The sequence below is a fragment of the Phyllobacterium sp. YR620 genome (assembly GCF_900104165.1).
In the GTDB taxonomy this organism is placed as follows: domain Bacteria; phylum Pseudomonadota; class Alphaproteobacteria; order Rhizobiales; family Rhizobiaceae; genus Phyllobacterium; species Phyllobacterium pellucidum.
Window position 1 is genome coordinate 834,927 of sequence record NZ_FNJP01000002.1, and the last position, 22,278, is coordinate 857,204.

The following is a 22,278-nucleotide window of genomic DNA, read 5'->3' on the forward strand; positions in this document are numbered from 1 at the left end:
GGCTTACATGCATATGTCGCGTCTATGTCGCGTTCATTGTAGAAGTGCTTGCTCTGCGGCAGCCAATTCCTCGGCGTCGTCGTTGCGCGGGAACAGATGCCCGTAGGTATCCATGGTCAGGGTTATGGATGAATGGCCGAGTCTCTCCTGCACCATTTTCGGCGGTAGAGCCAGACCTCCATCTTCCTTCCGGTTGATGCACCAGGAAGCATAGAAATGCCGGATGGCGTGAAAGCCCGTGTACTTCGCGCGCAAGACTGGCTTGCCGTCCTTGTCGTTCTCGCCGGTGTCGACTGCAATGCCCGCGGCGATTTGTACGGGCTGGAATCCCTTTTGCATGATCTTTGACAGGGACTCCACCTTGCCGAGGGTGTTGGGAAACACAAGCTGGCCGGATCGGATTTCCTCGATTAGGTGTTTGCCTTTGCTGTCCTTCTCTCCGGTGCGAGGACGTGGGCAGGAAAGACGCCAAGCTTTGAGCGTGTTTGCAACCAAGGGAGGGATAGGAACGGTTCTCTCGCCCGCCTCGGATTTCGGCCGGCCGATCTGGTTGAACCGGTCTGCACGCTGATGAACGCGGAGCTCTCGCTTATCGAGGTTTACGTCTGACCAGCGAAGGCCGCGGATTTCGGAGGCACGCAAGCCGGTGAATATCGCTGTCAAAAGCAATGGTCGCCATTTGCCCTCAAGTTGCCCGACAATCGCTTTCACCTCTTCTCGGGTGGGTATGTCCACTCCAAGCTTGAGCTTGCCCTTCTGGCGCCGTTCAAGACGCCTGTCCTTGCCCTTCTGTTTGGACCGGCTTTTCTCTCGTACTGCGTTCCGTACGACAAGGCCGCGTTCTTGAGCGTCGGATAGGAGAGAGCCCAGGCTGACGAGCACCTTCCGAACCATGGAAGCCGATCGACCACCATCGATCATATTGTCTTCGAATGTCCTCACTGCCGGCACCGTGAGGCGAGACAGCAATGTTGAACCAATCAGCGGGTTGATGTGCAGATCGAGATGCTGGCGATACTGGACGATCGTGCCACGCTCGAGGCCATTCTGCTCGCTGCGTTTGATCCAAAGGTCTCCCGCTTCCTTCACAGTGGCGCTGTCGCTGTCGGCAACGTGTGTGCCTTCGCGCACTTCCACACTCGCGGTCGCTGCGAAAGCGTCGGCCTGCTTCTTCAGTTTGAAAGTCTTCAGCCGGCGCTTGCCTTTGGTGTCGACATAATCGACCACCCAGGCGGTTTTCTCCTCGCCCTTGCCGTTGGTCCATGTGCGCTTACGCGTGCTCATCGCCGCGCCGTAATCTCTTCTGCGCTCAGGTATCCTTTCTCGACCAGGTGATCGACGACGAGTTTCGAGAGAGCAATGTCTCGATTGCTGATTTGTTGATCATCCATGAATTCGAAGAATGCCAGTTGGACGTTCCTCGGAATTGAATCGGACAGGAACTTCCATGTGACAACATTCCTTACGGCGTTCACGACCTCTTCAGCATCGTACTCGGAAACTTTCGGCTCGAATGATCTTTCAAGCCGGGAAACTATCTCCGCATTCATTGATCGATTGTTGGCCTGTGCCGACTCTTCAATCAGGCCTTTCAACTCCGAGGTCAGTCGCAACTTGAACTGCGGGTCGGTCTGTTTAGGTGTCGCCATGTCTTCCCCATTAACAAATCTTTGAAACTCAGTGTATGGACCAAAAAGGTCCTTGACGCCAGTGGTACCAATTAGGTACATGGGACCTGTTAGGTACATGGTTAAGAAAGGATGAACATGTCCGAAAAGGAAAACCTAGATCTTGTTTGGGGTGTGCGTGCAATCGGCGACATCATCGGCCGCAGCTATCGTCAGACTTATCACATGATCTCCACCGGCAAGCTCCCAATGGTGAAGCAAGTTGGCGAGCGATACTTCGCCAGCCGTTCGAAGCTGATCAAGTTCTTCATGGAGGACATGGCGTAATGGCGTTGAAAACAGAAAGGCCCGGAGAGGCGGCAACCTCGTCCGAGCCATTGTTCTCAATTTCCCAGGGAAGGAAAATGTCTATGAACGCCGCAATCTTTATCACAACGGGCCGGCCCATGGCAATCGATCCGTCCTTGAACGCGATTAACGCACTCATAGCGGCTCATCAGGCGGCATACGCCATCGATGAGGCCGCGTGGCTGGCCGTATCAAAGATTGAAGACTCAGAGGCTATACGGGGCATCAAGTTCCCATCGGTGCACGTAGGCAGGAAACTGCTTGGAAGGGATGGGCACCGCAACGACGTTTGGGAGCCGATCTACGTCTACTCCGTCGAAGATATCGACTATCACATCGACATTCATCTGTGCTCGGCATTGGCGATGTGCGGCAACCGCGAGGATTGGAAGGAACTTGAGCGCAGAAAATACGAAGCCAAGCGGGCCGAGCATAAAGCCAACTTGGCAATTCAGAAGGCTGAGCAGAAGCGCGTTGAAGACGGCTCTGGCTATACCGACGCGCTCGAAGCTGCACGAGCCACCAACGCCGAGGTGAAAAAAATAGAGAGGGCGATCGTGGCCTTCGTTCCGCAGTCGCTCGCCGCGGCTGTCAGGCTCGCCTCCTTCGCCTGCGAGAACTTGGATGGAAATTCCTATTTCGAGGAGAAAGACCTTCTCGCTGTACTTGCCTCGATCGGGAGGGCGCGGTCGTGCGATTGATGCGCTCCTACTATCTCCTTGCACTGCTGAAAATCTCTCATTGGTGCGCCTATCAGGCAGACGAAATCTTCGACCAGATCGATGAAGAACGCCGGCTGAAAGAACTCAATCGGAGGTATTTCTGATGACTGACCTCACTCCTCCGGAGCATGAGCACAGCGATATCGTCGACGAGGCGGCTCGCTGGTACGCCACCACCCCTCGCGACTTCAACACGCCGGGCGTCGTGTTGCTGCGCGAACGTTTCGGCCTCACGGCCCTGCAAGCATGTGAAGCGCTCAAAATGGCCAACCTGATCAAAGCGAGGTCGCTGTGAGCAACAAGCATAAGCGTAAGGGGAAATCCAAATTCATTATGCTCGATGGGTACGTGAAGCGCAGCACGGCTTGGAAAGCCCTAACGCCAATCGAGCGCAATGCCTACTTGGAGGTCAAATGGCGTTACGATGGGCTTAACAACGGGCGCATTGGTCTGGGCTGCCGCGAACTCGCCGACGAGCTTGGCATGAGCCGAAATACAGCAGATCGCGCACTCGATAGGCTTATGCAGATCGGCTTCATCACCAAGTCCAAGCCGGGCGCGTTCAGCGTCAAGAATCGCGCGGTCACGGAATGGCGATTGACCGAATACCAATGTGACGTGACAGGAGAACTTTCCACCAAGGACTTTATGAAGTGGGCCCCTGAGAAAAAACCACAGTCCCACCCACGGGACACACAGTCCCACCCACGGGACAGAACCACTGAAAACCGGGATGAAAATGCCAATCACAGTCCCATCAGCGGGACTGTGAAGCCAAATTTCGCGAAACCACAGTCCCACCCACGGGACACATATAGATATACCATAGGGGGTAAGACCGATGCAGCGTGACAAAGACCTTCCTCTTTTCACCTGGCAGCCTCCGGTGTGTTCGGTAATCCCATTCCCCGTCCAGAGACGTATTGGCGAAATTAGAAAAGCTGCTCAGTCGATAGCAGGCGCTAAGTCAGATCGTGACGGCGACTTCAAATGGAACCGGGCCCTCGGCGCCTTTCATCAGCGAATGAAGAAAGCGGGCTTGCCGGCCGACGTGATCGAACGTGAGATCAACGGCTTCCATATCCTCGTTTACACGGAATGCCTTCGCATTGGCTCTCGGCTGGCGCCTGCATTACCCGGTCAACAAGAGCAGCCAGGCGGCGCCGCTTGACCTCGCCACTCGCCAAGCTAGACGGGATCATTGCCGAGCTGCAGGTGCTACGGGCGTCGCTGACACCAGCTTTGCCCGAGCAACCGCAACGTGAGGATGAGATGATCGAAACCTGGTGCGCGGAGCAACGATTTGGCATTCCCCAGGATACGTTGCGCGCTTGGTGCCGTAGGTATGGCATCGGACAAAAGCGGCTTGGACGCTGGTGGATTAGCCCATCCCGGCTTCGGGCTCTCCTATCGTCGCAGTAAGAATCGTCGCGTTTATCGCGTTTCAAGGCATTTGGCCGTCACGTTTCCCGTCGCATTGTTTGTCTTCAGCGATTTCAAAAACGATCAGGAGGCCATTGTGGCGCCACAGCCCGAAAATGCAACGATACCCTGGATTGCTCGCGCACTGCTTCACGCCAAAGGCGACCTAATGTTAGCAGCCAAGTGGTCTGAACTGAACTCGGCACCGGATCGCGCCTTGCGCATTCTCAAGGCCGCCGCAAGCGCCGGAACCATATCGGATCCTGATTGGGCCGGTGCGCTGGCAGACTATCGCATAGCAATAGGCGCGTTTGTCGAATCCATGCGCACCCGCAGCGTGTTCTATCGGTTTTTAGCTGAGAATGCGTTCCGCAGAGTTCCGCTCCGGACTCGCATCGCGCTCACGACGATTTCGGCTACAGGCTGGATCATCGGCGAAAGCCAGCCGATGCCTCTTTCCGAGATGAACTTTGCCGGTAAGTCGCTCGAGCCTATCCATGCCGCTGCGTTGGTCGTCGTCACGGCCGAACTGGTCCAAAGTACAACCGCAGCCGGCCAGAGTTTGCTCGCCTCGGAGCTTAAAGGCGCTGTTGCTGATGTCGTAGACGAAAAGCTATTCGACATAGCACTCACCGGCATCACCCCTGTGGCTTCATCCGGATCGACCGCGGCGGCGATTGCGGCCGATCTCCGCAAACTACTGATGGCGGTAAACGTCGTCGGTCAGACATCGAATTTGGCATGGGTTTTATCCCCAGACGTAGCCAACGGCCTTGCAGCGCTAACCACACCCGATGGGATATTCATACACCAGAATATGTCCCCGACCGGCGGCGAGTTGCTAAACCTTCCTGCCCTCGTATCGAACCGCCGACCATCTGGGACGATCATGCTTCTGGATGGTCTCGGATTTGCTGCTGACAGCGATACGATTGTCCTGGACTCTTCCGGTCAGGCCACGGTCGAAATGTCCAACACGCCAAGTTCGGACCCCGTACTGACCAGCCTGTGGCAGCATAATAACGCTGGACTGCTCGCCCAGGCCTTCTTCGGCGCCGAACGACTTCGCGACAATGCTGCCGCAGTTCTTACCGGCATCGAATGGGAGGCGTGAACATGAGCACGTTTGATGGGGAGGAATTTGGCGCCAACGTTGTCGGCGCGGTTAAAGGTTACCTGGAGCGCAAGGTGACGCCCTTGATTGAGCGGATCGAACATCTTGAACATGAGATGCTTCTCATCGAACAGCAGCTTGGCGTCAAAAAGCAGAAGCCACGTTATCGGGTTCCTAGCGGGAGAATTGATCGATGAACAATAAGCAGTTCATTGACGAGGCCCTGCGAGTGGGCAGCCGGCACTTCGATGAGAGGTCGAAGGAAATGGTGCAGGCGTCCATCGATCGCATGATCGCAAATGGTCAAGGCCACGAGACCATAGCTGCAACGTCGGCCGAACTGCAGGCCTTTACCGCGCTCCAAAAGGCGCAGGTGATGATCGAGCTCGAGCGAAACATACGTCAATATCTCAAGGACGAGGGCATGCTCTGATGGTCAAGTTGCTCAAGCCCCGCCTCGGTACGCTTGCGCCTCGCCTCGGCCCCACGCCTGGCGACAGTAAGGCGCGGGACAGACATCGAGAGAAAACTCAACACTGGCGCGCCTGGTATCACTCAGCACGTTGGCAGAAGCTCCGCCTGCAGATCCTCATCAGGGACAACTACACTTGCCGGCAAACAGGGGTGTTGTTGATTGGCAAGGCCCGATCTCCCAACAGCCCGGTAGTGGATCACATCGTGCCTCACAACGGTGACGAGACGCTGTTCTTTGACCCTACAAACCTGCAAGCCGTGTCGAAAGAATACCACGACTCCGAGAAGCAGAAGCAGGACAGGCGCAGGTTCGTTTGCATGATCCCCCGGGGGGGTGGGTCAAAATCTCTGGAAGCCGTTTCAAGCCGCACCCGCGTCCCTGCAATGCGCACAATTTTTTTGCCCGAAACGAAATTTTGGCGGATACGGCAAAACGACCGAAAAACCCTGCTTTTCAGGGCATTTTAGTTCTGGATCGAAGGGGTTTTTTTAGTGCGTCGAAAGAGCAAACATTGCTGATTGATTTTATTTGCTGTTGACCTTTCGGGATGGTGGGTCAACCGAGCCGACCCCAAAAAAGAAGCGTGTGTGGAGGCCGGTGCTAGAATAGTCACACCATGAAGTCTTTGGAACTGTTCCTACGTCTTTCGTAGGATTTGGCCGTTCTTCATTTCGAACACTCCATCTTGGCCACCCTGTCTATTGAAGTCGCGTTCGAGCTCTCCCCAGTAGCCAAGGAATTGGCCGCAGGTCGAGCAATTTATCGGCGTGACGCCGCGCACATCGTCAGGAATTTTTAGATAGATCGTACCGCAGAATTTACAGTCTAATTTGTGATCCAAGCGTTCCATGGCAATCCCCGTACTGTCAGCAAAACACCACCACTAATGATATTGTTGGTCTCTAATCTTGTACAGTTAAACCTATCGGTAGAACGGCGCCGCGGCGATTGCCCGGAACCAATGCGGAGGGGAGTAAGTTACGGGTATAGGCTGGAGCGGAGGTGGCTTATGACTGGTGAGGACGAAAAACCAGAGCGCTCCGACGTCACACGTGTAAGGCCCGATTACACGGAAGCACTCCGCACATATCACAAGCCGTTACCCAATGATGAGAAGTTCAAGGAATTGCTGCGACGCCTGGATGAAGCGGAGCAGCGCAAAAAGAAATAGGCCAGTCTCAATTTTGAAGGCTGGCCTTCTTCTGGGGTGTATTTGGCGCCCCTGGCGGGTTTCAGGATTCCGAATCAATCAATTTATTTATTGAGGGAACAGTAGCCTGTCTGGACGCTTGTTGATTTGCGGTCATTTCAGCAGGAGCATAGGCACAATGCCAATCTTTCATTTCGCCTATCACGAGGGAGACGGGCTTCCCATCGAAGTGGTTGACATGGAGTGTGTCGACGGTGAAGCAGCCCTTCACGCTGCCGCAGAAGCCGCTCGCGACAATATCCATGAAGCTGTCGGGAAGAATATCGATCCTTCGAAGTTCTTGGTCCATGTATATGACGATACGAGCAGGCTTATGGGCACGATGCGCATTTCCGACGTTATGACCCAACCGGGCGCGCGATAGTGCTGACTGTTTTGTCTGAATGCGGTCAAAGATCGCGTTTCGTCATTGCCCTTCGCAATTGTGTCTCGACCGATACAAGCTGTTCCTGATGCATCGCGAGCTGCGTGGTGTCGGCAACCGAAACGATGGCAGCAAAGACTTCATCCTCGGCCCAACCCGCCGCAACTGCCTCACCGAAGAGTTCAAGCAACCTATCCTCGATCGCCATCTGGCAGTCGCTTAGTCGGTCCTTGTGGCCGGATGGCTTGCGTGGTCTTTCGATCGCCATGTGAAGCACTCCCATCATCCGTCACAGTACGACGTTTTCTTGCACGGTCCTGGGCCAGTATCCGCTCGCGATTTTTAGCATACCACGTGTTTTGCTGCTCCCTATATTTATCCGGATTTGCAAGCCGCCATTGTTTTGCTCGCTCGGCTTCTTTTGCTTTCTTCTCCGCGGACAGAGGGTTTTTAGCACGCCACTCCCTCATCTTCTCGGCGTTCTTCGCTTTGCGAAGGGCAGCTTTTTCGTCGGTACTTTTGCTCATGTCTTCCTGCGAATGCGCTCTACCCTACCGCTGCGAAGATCCTCGACGAGAACGACATATTGCTGCGGATTGTTCTGCCTCATCGATCGGAGTTCAATGGTGCGCTGATCATGCGGCCATTCCTGCGGATCACGCTTCCCGGCCTCGGTTGTCAAGAAGTGCGCGAACCTATGCTCCACCCACTCTATAGCCTCACGCCTGGTCAGGCATGAATCTGTGGCTGCATTTCCGATCTGCATGTTTACAGACCACACACTGAGGTTGTTCGAATCCGTGTTGCGAAAGATGCGCGCGACGGTGATGTTCTCGACGTAGGCACAAAAGTCGTGATGCAGCTCATCGCCGCCGATGACGGTTCGGAGCCAAGTCAGTTGAAGGCGCATTGCGAGTCTCCAAAAAGTAAGATTCGCAACACGCGTTTGACTTATCTCAAACAGTCGAGAGAGCGCAAGTTAGGAAGGGCACGCGGGAGTGTGAACAACCGTTGATCGCAAACGTTGGTGAACAGTAAACCTGATACTTAACTATTACGGTGAACAGTGATATCAAAGGGGTATCCCTTCATCAGGTGCCCTTCATGTCAAAAGCGAGTGTTGAAACGATCTGCTCCGAGTTCGAGATCGAAATCGTACCGGCGAACGTCTATCCGGAGCCTGGACAAACCCGGGCAGTTGCCACGATGCGCAACATCATGCGCAAATATGGCGAGGGGCATTTCCGCCTCGTCATGACCACCTTGGGAGAAACCAAGGGAAACAACGCCCTCATCGACGAAGCCTCGCTGTGGGCCACCAGTGACCTGATACGAGCCTGTCCTGATTGGGTGGAAAACCGCACCAGCGAGTGGCTGGAATGGTGGGATCGAATTCCCCTTGGCACGATCATGATCACGATCAATCAGCTTCGTGGGAAGGTGCACCAGCGTTACGCCTTGGCCGGCGCCATCTATTTCGTGCTTTCGCAATACAGCCGGGAGGGCATGAGCGAGCGAGTGCCATCTGCAGGCCTTATACGCCGGGCATTTGGCCGCGTGAAGCTCTCGCCCGACGAGGCCATCGAGGCCGGGCGAAAGTTGCTCAAGGTGAAGGCCTCATTGCCTCATGGTCAGTTTGGCCCCTGGCTCGAAAAGAAATCAGGCGTCTGCCACAGCACTGCGATGAAGTACATGCGGCTTGCCAAGCAGGCAGCATAAAGTTCAAAACGCAAGCTTAAGAGCTTTGACACTTATTCCAACGTAGACTTCGCCTATCTGCCTGGGGGAAGCTATGAAAGTCGAAAGCATCGATCCAATCCGGATCAAATTCGAAGGTCTTGACGCTGCAAATCATACTGTCGAACTGACTTCATTGGCCCTATCTTTGCAAGGAGCGGCGAAGATCATCGGAGCCAGTGGCCAGTTAGCCTTGGTCGGGAGAACTTCCAAGAAGGATAGAGCGAAAGCAATACGTGTGCTTGCGCTTCCACCGCAGCCGGGTTCCTACGAGTTTTGGGTGTTAGTGGCTACGATTACAGCATCGTATACTCCCCCGATGTTGCCGATAATCGAAGCTGCCGTGAAGACAGCAGCCACCAGAGTGACAGAAGCAGTGGTGAACGCAACGATTGCCAAATGGGCCGGAAGGAAAAAAGAGGTGGATATAGCCAACTCAGTTGCAATCAAGGCTCTGGAAGAGATGGGCCATACTACCCGTGCCGCAATTGAAATGGTGGAGAGGGTCGCTCTTGCGAATCATTCGGCTGCTAAGATGCTGGTCAATCCCATCGGCTTTTCGGCCGAAACTGTACAGATTGGAAGCGTAAGCAGCGGAGCATTTGCGATCACGGCTAGTGACCGAAGCGAGATTGAAAAACAGGTGGCCGTTGAAATTGGTGACGAGACAACCTTGTCACTGAAGATAACGGAGTTGGATCTCATCACTCACTCGTGCAAGGTCTCCGTTATCGAGAACCAGCAGGAAACGAAAAGAATTCCAGGACAAATAACCGATCCACAGATCTCGGTGCCGAATAACCCATATTCAAGCGCGTTTGACAGTCAGTCGGTCATATCTGTCAAATGTAAACCGCAGTATTCCAATGGTGAGATCGAGAAGCTCTTTATATCGGATATTGCCTCCGCTTGACCTAGCAGTGTGGTCGGTAGCTGGCGCATGGTGGCAATTAATCATTGGTGCCATACCGGCACTAGAATTGACCGGCCCGAATGGTCTCGGCCCTTAACGCTGTTCCCGCCAGTTTTCTACCACTATTTCGCAATGGTCGCCTGACAGCGCCGGTCGGGAGGTTCAGGCCTGCGGCGCGAGCCGAGACGCGCAGGAGCGCTTAAATACACATCAGTTACCTTGCCAATGCCCGGGATCGTGGCCGATTCCTTGTAGGGCACTGAGACGTTTAGATACGTGAAGCATCTCTTTAATCATGCCATCGTGGCCATCTACGACGCCCTTCGCCATAATGGCAGCAATTTCGGGCAGAACCTTTGGTAACTCGCTCTCGGGGTTCACGGAAACCTTGCCAAAGATAGAGGCCACGTCTCCTGCTACAGATGAGCCAAGCACTCCCAGCCTAGCAATGTTCGCCTCGAAAATTGGCGTCTTATAGCGAGGCCAATTGACAGGAACTTCGATGTTCTTAAATTGATTGTCGTTTGCTAACTTTTCCCAAACCACACGCTGCAACTTATAGAATTGTTGAACATTAAGGCACCGCTTTTCGAGCGCAACCAACTCACCGAACAACGCTGCGGCAAGGGTTCGCTTTTCGTGCTCCCGTTCTTCGGCTCTTGCCTTTTCCTGAAGCGTGTATTGATCGAGCCGCGCATTGCGATCGCGCTTGGCCTGCAATTCCTGAGAATGGATAAGATTTCGAAAACCGAAATAAGTCGTAAGCGCAACGCCCGAAAACCCGATAACGGCAGAGAAGATGGTCGCCGCGGCTGGAGATAGACCGCCGCTCAGAGCTTTTTCAACTAGAACAATAATGGGGCGGATGCTCAGCAGAATACCGAGCCCTAGCGCAGAAAAGCACAGCCAAGGCTTCAACCAAGTTTTTTCTGGCATATCTAATCCTGCTATGTTGCATCCATGTTGCATGGATTTGCCGAGTGTCACAGAAAATCGTTGGAAATCAATGGTAGCCCGTTGCAACATGGCGCAACATGGTTACCGAGGATAGTATAACCTAAGTTCTTGAGTTTGTTGGTGATCCCGACTGGATTCGAACCAGTGGCCTACAGATTAGGAATCTGTCGCTCTATCCTACTGAGCTACGGGACCATGACCTGAGACATACTGTTTTTCGCCGCGCGCGCCAAGCCTGAAGATGCGAGGAAATTGCGTTGCCGAGCCGCGTCAGGGCGAGGCGGGGAGGGCGCTTTCCGCAAGCGTCACCCAATAGCTGATTCCGTGTGGAATGGCGGCGTCGTTGAAGTCATAGGCCGGATTGTGCAGCGATGCGCTGTCGCCGTTGCCGATGAAGATGAAGGCGCCGGGGCGAGCTTCCAGCATGTAGGAAAAGTCCTCGCCGGCCATCATCGGCGCAACGTCTTCGTTGACCGCGTGATTGCCGGCGACCATACGGGCGGTTTGCGCGGCAAAGCTCGTCTCGCGGTCATGATTGAACGTCACCGGATAGTTGCGGGCATAGTGAACGCTGGCGCTTGCTCCAAGCGCGCCGGCAACGCCTTCGGCGACCTCGGTAAGGCGTTTTTCGGCAAAATCGCGCATTTCGGCGCGCAGCGTGCGGACCGTGCCGGCAAGCTCGGCGCGCTGGGGGATGATGTTGTGCGCATCACCCGCATGAAACTTCGTCACTGACAGCACAACGGAATCGAGCGGGTCAGTGCCGCGCGAGACGATCGTCTGCAGAGCGTTGACAAGCTGCGCGCCAATGACCACCGGATCGATGGTTCGGTGCGGCTGCGCCGCGTGCCCGCCCCGGCCTTCGATGGTGATGTTGAACTCGTCCGTCGCCGCCATGATCGGCCCCTTGCGGATGGCGAACTCGCCCACGGCGAGCCCCGGAATATTGTGCATGCCATAGACTTCCGAAATGCTGAAGCGCTCCATCATGCCTTCCTTGACCATTTCGCGCCCGCCACCACCGCCTTCCTCCGCCGGCTGGAAAATGACTGCGACCGTGCCCTTGAAATTGCGTGTTTCGGCAAGATATTGCGCAGCGCCGAGCAGCATCGCGGTGTGGCCGTCATGGCCGCAGGCATGCATCTTGCCGATGTTTTGCGAGGCCCATGGCTTGCCGGTGATCTCGGTGAGCGGCAGCGCGTCCATGTCCGAGCGCAGGCCGATCGTGGGTCCGTTGCCATGACGCCCCTTGATAATGCCGACGACGCCGGTACGGCCGATGCCGGTTTCCACCGTGTCGCAGCCGAATTCTTGCAGTTTCGCGGCGACGAAGGCGGCCGTCTCGTGCACGTCGAACATCAGTTCCGGCTTCTCGTGCAGCTTGCGACGCCACGCTGAAACCTCGTCCTGCATCTCGATGGCACGGTTGAGCAAGGGCATTCGTTAGCGACTCCAAATTCGCGTCTGACATTTTCGTGCACAGCATAAAGGCGCTTTGCCTTTTGCCTGCCACATAAGATAGATAAGGCCATTGCCGCCCGGCGTGAAGCGCGGCTTAATGCCTTATGCCCTCCCGGTTGCTTTTAAAAGGACAGGTCGGATCTCAGGAATGCGCAAAACTGTAGTTTCTTTTCTATCGGGTTGTTTGCTTGCGGCCATGGCCGGTACCACAGCATTTGCCGGCGCCAACATTACCGTGGACGCCAATACCGGTGAAATCCTGTCGCAGGAGGATGCGTTCCAGCGCTGGTATCCGGCTTCGCTTACCAAGCTGATGACGACCTATGTGGCATTCCGCATGATCGAATCCGGGCAGGTGACGCTCGACACGCCAATCCGCATCTCCGCAAATGCCGTCAAGGAACCGCCAAGCCGATCCGGCTACAAGGCGGGTACGGAAATGACGTTGGACAATGCGCTGAAGATCATGCTGGTGCGCTCGACCAATGATGTCGCCATGGCCATCGGAGAGACACTCGGCGGTTCGGAAGAGAAGTTTGCCGCGCTGATGAATGAAGAGGCAAAGCGGCTTGGCATGTACGGCACGCACTTCGTCAATCCGAACGGCCTGCATTCGGACGATCACTACTCGACGGCCCGCGATCTCGCGGTCCTGACGCTGCATTTGCGCCGCGAGTATCCGCAATATGCCCATTATTTCGATATCGAGGCGATCGACTACGGCGCCAAGAAATCGCAGGCCAACTACAATGCGCTGATCGGGCGCTTCCAGGGTGCCGACGGCATGAAGACGGGTTTCGTATGCCCCTCCGGCTATAATCTCATCGGTTCGGCGACACGCAACGGTCGGACGATTGTCACGGTGGTTCTTGGCGAAATGACCATTACCTCGCGGGTCACCAAGGCGGCCGATCTCCTCGGCAAGGCATTCGAAGGCAAGGGCAGCGGCCAGACACTCGATACGCTGGCGCCCTATGGCGGACCCACCCGGGATGTCGCGGTGAACATGCGTCCGACCGTCTGCTCGAAACAGGCAAATGCCTCCGACAGCTGGGACGGCAAGGATGCCGAGGGCCACCTGGTCCAGGGCTCGGTCTACCTCGCGCGGCTCGACCATGAGCCGAAGTCGGAACCGATCGTCGTCCTGCCGCCCAAGGTTAACTCCGAAGGCATGCCGCTGAGCAGCATACCCTTGCCGACGCCGCGGCCAGATCGGCCTTCGATGACGGATGCCAGCAATGTGCTGAAGGCCGTCAATTGATGGCCAGCAATGCGCCCATCCCGGTTTCGGTGCTGACGGGCTTTCTCGGCTCCGGCAAGACAACGCTACTCAACCGGCTCCTCAAGGATCCGGCATTGGCCGATACGGCTGTGATCATCAATGAATTCGGCGATGTCGGCATCGATCACCTCCTCGTAGAAAGCGCCAGCGACGGCGTCATCGAGCTTGCCGATGGTTGCCTTTGCTGCACCGTGCGCGGCGAACTGGTCGATACGCTTGCGGGCCTGATCGACCGTTTGCAGACCGGGCGGCTGCAGCGCCTGCGGCGCGTCATCATCGAGACGACGGGCCTCGCCGATCCTGCACCCGTTCTCCACACCATCATGGGCCATCCGGTCTTGCTGCAGGCCTTTCGCGTCGACGGCGTGATCACGACGGTAGACGCGGTCAACGGCATGGCGACGCTCGATGCCCATGAAGAGGCGGTTAAGCAGGCCGCCGTCGCCGACAGGATCGTCATCACCAAGACGGATCTGCCCGAAGCTGCGGCAAGTCTCGCGGCGTTGCGCACGCGCCTCGCGGCGCTCAATCCCGGTGCTGAACTGATCGATGTCGGCGATGAGCGCACGGGCTATGCGGCGCTGTTCGAATGCGGCGTCTATAATGCCGAGACAAAGACGGTGGACGTGCAGCGCTGGCTGAAAGCGGAGGCCTACAGGGACCGCGAAGGCGAGCGCCATGGCCTCGATGGTGATCACCACCATCATCATAGCCATGGGAACGGTCACGATCATCACCACCATGACGTCAACCGCCATGATGCCTCGATCCGTTCTTTTTCCCTGAGGCACGACCGGCCGGTGCCGTTGTCGAGCTTCGACATGTTCCTCGATCTGTTGCGCTCCGCCCATGGCGACAAGCTGCTGCGGGTCAAGGGCATCGTGCAGCTTGCTGATGATCCGGATCGTCCGCTGGTGATCCATGGCGTGCAACAAATTTTCCATCCACCGGCGCGGCTTGCTGCCTGGCCCGATGGCGCGCGCGAGACCCGTCTGGTGATGATCGTGAAGGACTTGCCCGAAAGCTATGTCAGGCAGCTTTTCAGCGCGTTCCTGAACCAGCCGCAAATCGATACGCCGGATAGTGCGGCGCTCATCGACAATCCGCTCGCAATCTCAGGCATGAAGTTCAGATAGGGTCGCCACGCTCGATGTGAAAGCGATGGCCGCCGACGATGCTGATTGTTTCGATCAGCTGATGCCCCTCGGTCTGGCAGAAGTTCGGCATGTCGATCACGGCGAGCGGATCGCTGGTTTCGACCCACAGACGGCTCCCTGCGGGCATGTCGAGGAGCTTTCGGCGCGTCTTCATCACCGGCAGGGGACAGTTCAGACCGCGTAGGTCATAGATTTCGTCAGGCACGTCCCTAGTTACCGATAATTTTCCACCAGGCCTTCTTGGCAGGTGCTGCCGCAGGCTGTTCGACAGGCGCGGCTGCCGGGGCGGTATCGATTGCGCCGGTGGTCTGCGGGGTGGCCTGCGCCGAGACGGCAGGTGCTGCCGCGTTGGAGGCGACCGACATCGAGGCGGAGGACAGTTGAACCTTCGACATGCGCGTGCGCTTGGCTGCCTCACGCTCTTCCCTGGCCTTGTCGGCAGCGACGGCGGATGCGAGGCGTACCATGACCTGCGGCTTCGAAGCCTTGTCCTTGTCCTGCGGCGAGAGGGACGGCGGGTCCATTGTAACGCGTTCACCGCGGGCGCGACGAGAGCTCCAGTCGGCGATGATCTTTGCTTCAGCGATGCCCTGGATCGAGCGTGCGGGCGGCTGAACCCGGCCCTTGCTTACCATCGATGAAAACGCCGAATCGTAGGTGCTCTGGTAGGACTGATAGGCCATCTTCAGCGAATCGGGCTGATCGGACGGCGGGCAGGCGCTCGTTGCGGCGATAGGAGCGTTCGGATCGCTGGTGTGATTGAAGACGTATTTCTTCTCACAGACATCGACCTTCGGCGGCACCTTGGTGATTTCGAAATGGTCGTAACCTTCCTTCAGGTTTTTCCAGAAGGCATAGTTCGGATCATCCTTGTAGCGCGCCATATTGGCTGCGGTCATGCGGAAGGGAAAGGCCTCGAGCTGGATCGAGTCCTGGCCGCCCTTGAAGGCGTCGCGGGCAAAGGCGTAAATCTGGGCGACCTGCGCGTCGGTCATCGAATAGCAACCCGACGACGAGCACGAGCCATGCACCATCAAATTCGCGCCGGTGCGTCCAAGGGAGCGGTCGAGCGCGTTGGGAAAGCCGGTGTTGAAGGAGAGGTAGTAGCTCGATTTCGGGTTCATCTGCGCCGGCCGCACTGCATAGAAGCCTTCAGGCGCCTGACGATCACCTTCGATGAATTTCGGCCCGAGCTTTCCCGACCATTTGCAGATCTGGTAGCTGGTGACCATGTCGTAGCGGCCATTGTCCTTGCGCTTCCAGACCTCAAGGACATTTTCTTCCTTGAAAATGCGGAACATGACAGGCGCCGTGAGGCTGATGCCTTTCGACTTCATGCTCTCGATCATTTTCGCAGGCAGCTGCGTCGACGCGCCGTTCGGGACAATGTCCTCGACGGACGATCCCTGGCACGCCGCAAGAAATGCGGTGAGCGCGAGGGGCACAAGGATTCGTGTCGATAGTTTCATCGCAAGCTGTTTCAGTTTGTTGTCAGTGTCATTGCCTGGACCCAAATCACGCGGATCCTTACCCACAGCACATGCATGCATCGGTTATGGTTGATAAAGCCTTACCGCAACTATGCAAATTGCTCAATCATGCAATCGTGATCTGCGACCAAGACAGGGCGGATTTATGGCAAACGCTTGGCGGTTGGCAAGGAGAGCGTATCTATGGTGAACGAAACGTTTCTCAAGGCTGCCACAAATGAAAAAGGCGGCACAACCGCGCCGCCCTTTTGAAGTCGATCGTGAACGGGATTAGCCGTTCAGCGCGTCCTTCAATGCCTTTGCAGGCTGGAACGCGACTTTCTTCGAAGCTGCGATTTTGATCGTAGCGCCAGTTGCAGGGTTACGGCCTTCGCGAGCAGCGCGCGACTGAACCTTGAACTTGCCGAAGCCCGGCAGCGATACTTCATCGCCAGCTACGACGGAATCGGTGATACCCTTAAGAACGCTGTCAACAATCGCCTTGGACTGAACTTTTGTAAGACCCTGATCAGCAACCAGCTTCTCTACAAGATCGGAGGTATTCATGTTGGCGGTTTCCTCAGTAAATTCGTTGATCGGAGGGGTCTGTATGGCATGCGATTCCCGCCCTGTCATCAGCAATAGCGCCCAAAATGCTGGTTTATACCCAGTGTTTACAGGGTTTTTTGCGAAACCGGCTACGAAAGGCGGGCAAGGCCGCCAAGGCGGCGGAAAAACCCCAAGAGGTGATTCGCGCAAGCCGAGGCCAATTCAGGCGGGCTCCTGGCGTAGAACATCGGTCATCTGCCATATAGGCGGATCACCGATATGGCGCACCAGATGATCGACGAAAGCGCGGACCTTCGCCGAGACATGACGCGTCGGCGGGTAGACGGCATGGATCCTGTAAGGGAGGGGCTTTGCCTGCGGCAGCACCGGAATGAGCGTGCCCGCACGCAGCGCTTCGGCCGCAATGAACATCGGCAGCAGGACGAGACCAAGCCCGGCAATCGCCATATCGCGCATCGCCTCACCGTTATTCGCAACGATACGCCCATGCATGGCCACGGAAATCGGATCTGATGGTTGGCCGGGGTTTTCGAATTGCCAGAGCTGGCTGGTATTTACATTGGAATAGTCGATGCAGGCGAAATTGCCGAGATCGTCCAGGGATTTCGGCAAACCGTTGGCTGCCGCAAAATCCGGACTGCAGCAGATGACGCGCGAATCGGTGCAGAGCTTGCGGGCAATAAGGCTCGAATCCTTCAAGATGCCGATGCGAACGCCGACGTCAAAACCACCGCGACCGAGATCGACCATGCGATCGTCGAATTCCACCGCCACTTCAAGTTCGGGGTACTGGCGGGCGAAATCGGCGATCATGCGCCCGAGATAGAGCGTGCCGAAGGTCATGGGCGCCGCGATGCGCAGCGTCCCCCGGATGGCGCTGTGCCGCTCACCGACCCGATCGGCTGCATCGATCAGTTCTCGCACCAGCGGCCGCACACGCTCGACAAAATCCAGGGCACTTCCGGATGCGACAAGCTTGCGCGGCGAGCGCTGGAACAACTCGATGCCAAGAGCCCCTTCAAGTTCGGTGATACGTTTGCTGACGACGGATTTCGATAGGTTGAGGCGAGCGGCGGTCGCAGTGATGCTGCCCGTTTCCACTACGTCGAGAAAGGTGAGAAGATCGTCGAAACGCCATTTCATGGTTGCAATTTATCGGACAGTCGGCTGCGAGGGAAGCCGATTTGATTGCTTTTGTTCGATACAGGCGAACATGGGTTGCGCAGATTGGCTCTTTATCAGGTGAGGGCAACGACAGATATTCAGCCCAACGGCAAACGGGCCGCAATTATCATCCAGGAGGCTTCAATGACCTTGCAACTTACAGGCATTCATCACCTGACTGCCATTACCGCAAATGCACCTGAAAACCTGCGCTTCTATACGCAGACGCTCGGCCTTCGCCTCGTCAAGAAGACCGTCAACCAGGACGACACCAGCGCTTACCACCTGTTCTACGCCGACGGCGAGGCAACGCCTGGCTCCGATCTCACATTCTTCGATTGGCCTGTCGGGCCGGAACGGCGCGGCACGCACAGCATCGCACGCACCGGCTTGCGTGTCGGCAGCAAGGAAAGCCTTTCCTGGTGGAAGGAGCGTTTTGACAAACTCGGCGTCAGGGCCGGCGAGATCGCTGTCGTGGGCGGCTATGATTCACTCGATTTCGAGGATGGCGAAGGCCAACGTTTCCGCCTTGTCAATGATGGCGGCGCCACTCCGTCGCATCCATGGGAGAGGAGCCCGGTTCCGGCCGAACACCAGATACGCGGCCTCGGGCCGATTACGCTGAGCGTGCCTGACATCACCAATACCGAGGCGATTCTCTTGCATGTGATGAACATGCGCAAGGTTAGCGACTATGCATCGCCGGAAGGCGTAGGGCATGTCCACGTCTTTGCCATGGGCGAGGGCGGTCCTGCCGCCGAACTCCATGTCGCCGTGCAGCCGGATCTTGCCGTCGCCCGGCAGGGTGCGGGCGCGGTTCACCATGTCGCGTTCCGCGTTCCCGACGTGGCAGCGCTGCATGAATGGACCGAACGGCTGAAGGGCTTCCGCATGCCGTCAAGCGGCGAGGTCGAACGCTATTACTTCCGCTCGCTCTACTTCCGCGAGCCCAACGGTATCCTGTTCGAGATCGCTACGGACACGCCGGGCTTTGCAGTGGACGAACCGATGGAAACGCTCGGCGAGAGCCTGTCCTTGCCGCCGTTCCTCGAACCGAAACGCGCATCGATCGAAGCGGGCCTCAAGCCTCTCGTATAAACTTCAAAAACGGGGCAGATCAGATCTGCCCCGTTTCCGTTTCCGCCAGCCATTGGCGGATCGCCTCGATGTCATGATCGCCGGTTTCATGCCCGGCCGGCACGCTTAATGAAGTCACATCGGCCCCGGCCTGCCGAAGTTCCGCCTCCAGTGCCGGCGCATGGGCGCCGAAGAGATCATGGTCGCCGGTGACGAACAGGATGCGCGCATCAGAAAGGTCGGATTGCGGGGTTTCATCGAGCACTTTCGTTGCCCGCAGGAGTATTGCGTTGCGCACGAGATGGGGACGCAGCTGCATCATCGCCGCAAGCAGATTTCCACCATTCGAGTAGCCGAGGAAGACCGTGGTTGTTAGGTCCAGCCCATAGGCTTCGACCGCGCCCTGGATAAAGGCAGCGAAGGCATCCGCCTCGAAGCCTATGTCCTTCTGGTCGAAGGTGAGCGGCGCAAACCGGCGGAACCAACGCGCGCTACCTTCTTCGGTGCTGCGGCCGCGCACGCCCATCAGCGTTGCGCGCGGTGCCGCCAATGCTGCGAGCGGCATGAGGCTCGCCTCATTGCCGCCCGTTCCGTGCAGGAGCACAAGAGTGGGTCCGCCGGCTTCTTCCGGCGTATAGACGCGGTGCACAAAGGGTAGCTCGCGATAGATGAACCGCCACTCGTTCGGCATGCTGAACTGCGGCAGCATCACTTTGAGGTTCTGCGCTTCTTTCGCAAAGTGCGGCGGAATGAACAGTGTCGAGCCGAGCTCGTTCTTCGCTTCGTCGATCAACATGCCCGGGCCGTCGGTCGCGAGTTCCAACAGCGAGCCGCCCGGTTCGCGCACATAGATCGAAGAGAAATATTTGCGGTCGTGCATGGCGGTGGCATCGGCGCCGCTTGCAACGAGACGATCGAATATGGCCGTCACTTCGGGAATGCCTGGGGAACGAAAGGCGATATGGTCGATCGTGCCGGTGCCGGGCGCCGAACTCCAGAAACCGGAAGCATCGCGGACATCGACGCAGTCGCCACTTTCTGCCACCATTCGCGTGATCGTTTCGCTTTCACCCATCGCCGCATAGCCGAAATAATCTTCCAGAAAGGCACGGGTGGCTCGTGGCTGCTCGGTGAGGATGGTCGCGCCGCGGATTCGGCGTATCGCGTCAGGCGAGGGTATCCCGTCCATGGCCCAGGCATCGCAGGCAGCGACAGCATCGGTGCCGACGAACTTGACGATAACGCCATCGGGATCCTTGAGCCGCAGCACGGGTTCGCCGAACTCTTGCGCCGGACCGGAGGTCGGTATGTTGAACTGGAGGGCCCGGGTCAGCCAGAAGCCGATGCTTTCCGGTGCTATGGCAAGCGCGATTTCGCTAGGCTGCCCATAGCCGACGCGGCCGGGCGAGCCGTCTTCCCAGACGAGGAAGGTGATAAGCGAGCCGGGTGTTCCGGTCGCATCGCCATACAGCAGATGCAACTGGGTCGCGTCTTCGAACCCGCCGGTCTGTTTGACCAGCCGCAGCCCAAGGAAGCCGACATAAAAGTCGACATTTGCCTGAACCTTGCGGGTAATTAGCGTGATGTGGTGAATTCCGCCCGTCATGTTCGCCTCCTCATGGTCGGCAGAGCGTTACAGGGAAACCGTCGAGCGAACAATCTGGGGATGGAGATGCTGAGGCACAAAAAACAACACCCACCGCGGGAGGAGCGGTGGGTGCTATTTGTAAAGACCGGCTGGGAGGAGGAGTGCCGGTCTTTATACGTCCGAAGCTTGGGAGGAGGAGTGCTCCGGACGCAAGTCGTAATCTATTAGCGAGCCGAAGCTGCGCGCTTGGCAACGAAGGCGATATCGCCGCGGGAGATGCCAAGGTCGTTCAGTTCGCGGGCAGAAAGGCGGCTCAGTTCCGTGACGGTGTCACGATAGCGGCGCCAGTTATTGTAAGAGCGGATCAAGTTCATTTCACTCACCTATGTAACTTCTTGTTTGTTGGATCATTTTCCGATCGTTGACGGTGATATAGGCAAGGCGGTGAGGAACTTGGAGTGACAGTTTTGCATAGCTGCAATGCAACAAATCATAGGTTGCATTGCACAATAAAAAGGAACGTCAGCGCGCCGCTGCGGCAGACCGGGAGGTACGGGCGCGACCAGTTGCGGGCTTGGCTGCGGTCTTGCCTTGCGAGCGCTTTTGGGCCTCGGTTTTCTTGAGTTCCTCAAGCTCCTTGTCGGCCTTTTTGGCTGCAGCTTCGCATTGGCGGCGGAATTTTTCGACTTCGTCTTCGGTCAAGTGCTCGATGCCGATAAAGGCATTTTTCGCCTCGGTGACCCGGACGAGTTCGTCAAGCTTCGCCTGAATGGCGATGCCGTCCCGGTTTTGGGTGTTCTGAATGAGGAACACCATCAAGAAGGTTATAATCGTCGTACCTGTATTGATAATGAGCTGCCACGTATCGGAAAAGCCGAATATAGGGCCGCTGATCCCCCAGACGACCACCACGACGCAGCAAAGAATGAATGTTACCGGCTTGCCGGCGGCAAACGCGACCTTATTCGCGATGGTGTTGAATAACTTCCCGAACATGGCCGTGCCTCCGTTGCGAGCCGGCATCGAGCGCCGGCTATCCATAACAGCGGCTGGTAAAATTTGTTCCACGGACCTGGGGCAGCGAGGCGGCGCATTGCCGATGCGCCGCAACGCAAGGCAATCTTTTAGTGTATTTTGCCGATGGCAGGGCCTGTGCAGCACTTTTCCATTAACGGAAAGCTGCTAGCATGGCTGCATTCTCGCTTGAATGAGTCGAACATGAAGATACGATTGTTCATTCTTGCATTCTCAGCCTGTGTTGCTTGCGCCGGCAGCGGACTGGCCGACAGCCAATCCTACCTGGTCAAATTTCGCCTTGGCATGCGCTCGACGACCATGTCGGGCGATATTCGCGGGCCTGAAACCACCACCTATATTATCGAGGCCAAGCCCGGCCAGGAAATGTCGATCGCATTCAGGTCCGATAATGAGAGCTGCACGTTCAACGTCTACGATCCCGAAAGCGATGGCGCGGTGGTCGAAGCCAGGGCTATCGGCGACGGATACATAGGCAAGTTGCCGCCGTCCGGCCAGTATCAGGTCAAGGTCGCCTTCATGAACGAGGCGCAGCCTGTCGCCGCGTGCCGCTACAGTATCACTTTCGACATTTCAGGGTAAACG

At 56.8% G+C, this 22,278-nt stretch carries 31 protein-coding genes and 1 tRNA gene; 18 read left to right on the top strand and 14 right to left on the bottom strand.

Features of this window, described 5'->3' with window-relative positions; genetic code table 11:
• Window positions 1-33 precede the first annotated feature (33 nt).
• Together BLR72_RS10890 and BLR72_RS10895 are read right to left on the bottom strand one after the other, a co-directional pair.
• Entirely contained in the window at window positions 34-1,284 is a 1,251-nt protein-coding gene (locus BLR72_RS10890; protein ID WP_091948185.1) for a tyrosine-type recombinase/integrase, read from the bottom strand.
• Window positions 1,281-1,649: an Arc family DNA-binding protein gene (locus BLR72_RS10895; protein WP_091921478.1), complete on the bottom strand. Its 369-nt coding sequence runs from the start codon at window positions 1,647-1,649 to the stop codon at window positions 1,281-1,283. The genes BLR72_RS10890 and BLR72_RS10895 overlap by 4 nt, the downstream gene beginning before the upstream one ends.
• Window positions 1,650-1,766: 117 nt before the next feature.
• On the opposite strand from BLR72_RS10895, the gene BLR72_RS10900 reads away from it, so the two are divergent.
• The 12 genes from BLR72_RS10900 to BLR72_RS10945 all read left to right on the top strand — a co-directional run bounded on the left by BLR72_RS10900 (window position 1,767) and on the right by BLR72_RS10945 (window position 7,283).
• Window positions 1,767-1,955: a hypothetical protein gene (locus BLR72_RS10900; protein WP_091920176.1), complete on the top strand. Its 189-nt coding sequence runs from the start codon at window positions 1,767-1,769 to the stop codon at window positions 1,953-1,955.
• On the top strand, window positions 1,955-2,677 hold the full coding sequence (locus BLR72_RS10905) for a hypothetical protein (protein WP_091948188.1): 723 nt from the start codon (window positions 1,955-1,957) through the stop codon (window positions 2,675-2,677). Before BLR72_RS10900 ends, BLR72_RS10905 begins: the two co-directional genes overlap by 1 nt.
• Window positions 2,668-2,802, top strand: a complete 135-nt coding sequence (locus BLR72_RS22820; RefSeq protein ID WP_280140125.1) for a hypothetical protein — start codon at window positions 2,668-2,670, stop codon at window positions 2,800-2,802. The genes BLR72_RS10905 and BLR72_RS22820 overlap by 10 nt, the downstream gene beginning before the upstream one ends.
• Window positions 2,802-2,993, top strand: coding sequence for a hypothetical protein (locus BLR72_RS10910; RefSeq protein WP_091948191.1), 192 nt, complete (start codon window positions 2,802-2,804; stop codon window positions 2,991-2,993). Before BLR72_RS22820 ends, BLR72_RS10910 begins: the two co-directional genes overlap by 1 nt.
• Window positions 2,990-3,550 carry a helix-turn-helix domain-containing protein gene (locus BLR72_RS10915; protein ID WP_139202515.1) on the top strand — a complete coding sequence of 187 codons (561 nt, stop codon included), beginning with the start codon at window positions 2,990-2,992 and terminating at the stop codon, window positions 3,548-3,550. Before BLR72_RS10910 ends, BLR72_RS10915 begins: the two co-directional genes overlap by 4 nt.
• Window positions 3,540-3,869 carry a DUF6074 family protein gene (locus BLR72_RS22255; RefSeq protein ID WP_139202516.1) on the top strand — a complete coding sequence of 110 codons (330 nt, stop codon included), beginning with the start codon at window positions 3,540-3,542 and terminating at the stop codon, window positions 3,867-3,869. Before BLR72_RS10915 ends, BLR72_RS22255 begins: the two co-directional genes overlap by 11 nt.
• A 174-nt stretch (window positions 3,870-4,043) precedes the next feature.
• Complete coding sequence (locus tag BLR72_RS10920; RefSeq protein WP_091948196.1) at window positions 4,044-5,234, top strand: phage major capsid protein; 1,191 nt, start codon at window positions 4,044-4,046, stop codon at window positions 5,232-5,234.
• A gap of 2 nt (window positions 5,235-5,236) precedes the next feature.
• A complete protein-coding gene (locus tag BLR72_RS10925) occupies window positions 5,237-5,431 on the top strand; it encodes a hypothetical protein (protein WP_091948199.1) in 195 nt (64 codons plus the stop codon).
• The gene (locus tag BLR72_RS10930) at window positions 5,428-5,667 is read left to right on the top strand and encodes a hypothetical protein (protein ID WP_091948202.1); all 240 of its coding nucleotides are present in this window, start codon (window positions 5,428-5,430) and stop codon (window positions 5,665-5,667) included. The genes BLR72_RS10925 and BLR72_RS10930 overlap by 4 nt, the downstream gene beginning before the upstream one ends.
• Complete coding sequence (locus BLR72_RS10935) at window positions 5,667-6,176, top strand: HNH endonuclease (RefSeq protein ID WP_175492329.1); 510 nt, start codon at window positions 5,667-5,669, stop codon at window positions 6,174-6,176. The genes BLR72_RS10930 and BLR72_RS10935 overlap by 1 nt, the downstream gene beginning before the upstream one ends.
• A 542-nt stretch (window positions 6,177-6,718) precedes the next feature.
• Entirely contained in the window at window positions 6,719-6,880 is a 162-nt protein-coding gene (locus BLR72_RS22440) for a hypothetical protein (RefSeq protein WP_175492330.1), read from the top strand.
• A 157-nt stretch (window positions 6,881-7,037) separates the two neighbouring features.
• Window positions 7,038-7,283: a DUF6894 family protein gene (locus BLR72_RS10945; RefSeq protein ID WP_091948209.1), complete on the top strand. Its 246-nt coding sequence runs from the start codon at window positions 7,038-7,040 to the stop codon at window positions 7,281-7,283.
• A 25-nt stretch (window positions 7,284-7,308) separates the two neighbouring features.
• Here BLR72_RS10945 and BLR72_RS10950 read toward each other — a convergent pair whose 3' ends face one another.
• Entirely contained in the window at window positions 7,309-7,551 is a 243-nt protein-coding gene (locus BLR72_RS10950) for a hypothetical protein (RefSeq protein WP_091948212.1), read from the bottom strand.
• A gap of 255 nt (window positions 7,552-7,806) precedes the next feature.
• Window positions 7,807-8,193 (bottom strand): hypothetical protein, encoded by a 387-nt coding sequence (locus BLR72_RS10955; protein ID WP_091948217.1) that lies wholly within the window; start codon window positions 8,191-8,193, stop codon window positions 7,807-7,809.
• Window positions 8,194-8,387: 194 nt separating this feature from the next.
• Between BLR72_RS10955 and BLR72_RS10960 the strand changes: the two genes are divergently transcribed.
• Both BLR72_RS10960 and BLR72_RS10965 read left to right on the top strand, forming a co-directional pair.
• Window positions 8,388-9,002: a DUF3102 domain-containing protein gene (locus BLR72_RS10960; RefSeq protein ID WP_091948221.1), complete on the top strand. Its 615-nt coding sequence runs from the start codon at window positions 8,388-8,390 to the stop codon at window positions 9,000-9,002.
• A 73-nt stretch (window positions 9,003-9,075) separates the two neighbouring features.
• A complete protein-coding gene (locus BLR72_RS10965) occupies window positions 9,076-9,933 on the top strand; it encodes a DUF7946 domain-containing protein (protein WP_091948225.1) in 858 nt (285 codons plus the stop codon).
• Between the two features lie 210 nt (window positions 9,934-10,143).
• Here BLR72_RS10965 and BLR72_RS10970 read toward each other — a convergent pair whose 3' ends face one another.
• The 3 genes from BLR72_RS10970 to BLR72_RS10980 form a co-directional block, all read right to left on the bottom strand.
• Window positions 10,144-10,869, bottom strand: a complete 726-nt coding sequence (locus BLR72_RS10970) for a hypothetical protein (protein WP_091948227.1) — start codon at window positions 10,867-10,869, stop codon at window positions 10,144-10,146.
• Window positions 10,870-11,008: 139 nt separating this feature from the next.
• Window positions 11,009-11,085: transfer RNA gene (locus BLR72_RS10975), tRNA-Arg, on the bottom strand.
• A gap of 75 nt (window positions 11,086-11,160) precedes the next feature.
• Window positions 11,161-12,330 carry a M20 aminoacylase family protein gene (locus BLR72_RS10980; protein ID WP_091948230.1) on the bottom strand — a complete coding sequence of 390 codons (1,170 nt, stop codon included), beginning with the start codon at window positions 12,328-12,330 and terminating at the stop codon, window positions 11,161-11,163.
• Between the two features lie 169 nt (window positions 12,331-12,499).
• On the opposite strand from BLR72_RS10980, the gene BLR72_RS10985 reads away from it, so the two are divergent.
• A complete protein-coding gene (locus tag BLR72_RS10985; protein WP_027231299.1) occupies window positions 12,500-13,612 on the top strand; it encodes a D-alanyl-D-alanine carboxypeptidase family protein in 1,113 nt (370 codons plus the stop codon).
• A complete protein-coding gene (locus tag BLR72_RS10990) occupies window positions 13,612-14,769 on the top strand; it encodes a CobW family GTP-binding protein (protein WP_091948232.1) in 1,158 nt (385 codons plus the stop codon). The genes BLR72_RS10985 and BLR72_RS10990 overlap by 1 nt, the downstream gene beginning before the upstream one ends.
• Here BLR72_RS10990 and BLR72_RS10995 read toward each other — a convergent pair.
• From BLR72_RS10995 to BLR72_RS11010, 4 genes are all read right to left on the bottom strand, one after another.
• A complete protein-coding gene (locus tag BLR72_RS10995) occupies window positions 14,762-14,944 on the bottom strand; it encodes a sulfurtransferase TusA family protein (protein ID WP_051614871.1) in 183 nt (60 codons plus the stop codon). The two genes, BLR72_RS10990 and BLR72_RS10995, sit on opposite strands and share 8 nt — an antisense overlap.
• A 55-nt stretch (window positions 14,945-14,999) precedes the next feature.
• Window positions 15,000-16,259, bottom strand: a complete 1,260-nt coding sequence (locus tag BLR72_RS11000; RefSeq protein WP_091948236.1) for a L,D-transpeptidase family protein — start codon at window positions 16,257-16,259, stop codon at window positions 15,000-15,002.
• A 291-nt stretch (window positions 16,260-16,550) separates the two neighbouring features.
• The gene (locus BLR72_RS11005; protein ID WP_027231303.1) at window positions 16,551-16,826 is read right to left on the bottom strand and encodes an HU family DNA-binding protein; all 276 of its coding nucleotides are present in this window, start codon (window positions 16,824-16,826) and stop codon (window positions 16,551-16,553) included.
• 204 nt (window positions 16,827-17,030) lie between these two features.
• A complete protein-coding gene (locus BLR72_RS11010) occupies window positions 17,031-17,972 on the bottom strand; it encodes a LysR family transcriptional regulator (protein ID WP_091948239.1) in 942 nt (313 codons plus the stop codon).
• 165 nt (window positions 17,973-18,137) lie between these two features.
• On the opposite strand from BLR72_RS11010, the gene BLR72_RS11015 reads away from it, so the two are divergent.
• Window positions 18,138-19,091 carry a ring-cleaving dioxygenase gene (locus BLR72_RS11015; RefSeq protein ID WP_091948662.1) on the top strand — a complete coding sequence of 318 codons (954 nt, stop codon included), beginning with the start codon at window positions 18,138-18,140 and terminating at the stop codon, window positions 19,089-19,091.
• Between the two features lie 19 nt (window positions 19,092-19,110).
• On the opposite strand, the gene BLR72_RS11020 is transcribed toward BLR72_RS11015, so the two are convergent.
• From BLR72_RS11020 to BLR72_RS11030, 3 genes are all read right to left on the bottom strand, one after another.
• Window positions 19,111-20,676 (bottom strand): VOC family protein, encoded by a 1,566-nt coding sequence (locus BLR72_RS11020; RefSeq protein WP_091948241.1) that lies wholly within the window; start codon window positions 20,674-20,676, stop codon window positions 19,111-19,113.
• A 206-nt stretch (window positions 20,677-20,882) separates the two neighbouring features.
• Window positions 20,883-21,032, bottom strand: a complete 150-nt coding sequence (locus tag BLR72_RS11025) for a DUF1127 domain-containing protein (protein ID WP_081815820.1) — start codon at window positions 21,030-21,032, stop codon at window positions 20,883-20,885.
• A 148-nt stretch (window positions 21,033-21,180) separates the two neighbouring features.
• The gene (locus BLR72_RS11030; RefSeq protein WP_027231306.1) at window positions 21,181-21,654 is read right to left on the bottom strand and encodes a low affinity iron permease family protein; all 474 of its coding nucleotides are present in this window, start codon (window positions 21,652-21,654) and stop codon (window positions 21,181-21,183) included.
• 222 nt (window positions 21,655-21,876) lie between these two features.
• Here BLR72_RS11030 and BLR72_RS11035 point away from each other — a divergent pair, with 222 nt between their 5' ends.
• On the top strand, window positions 21,877-22,275 hold the full coding sequence (locus tag BLR72_RS11035; protein ID WP_139202517.1) for a hypothetical protein: 399 nt from the start codon (window positions 21,877-21,879) through the stop codon (window positions 22,273-22,275).
• Window positions 22,276-22,278: the final 3 nt, after the last annotated feature.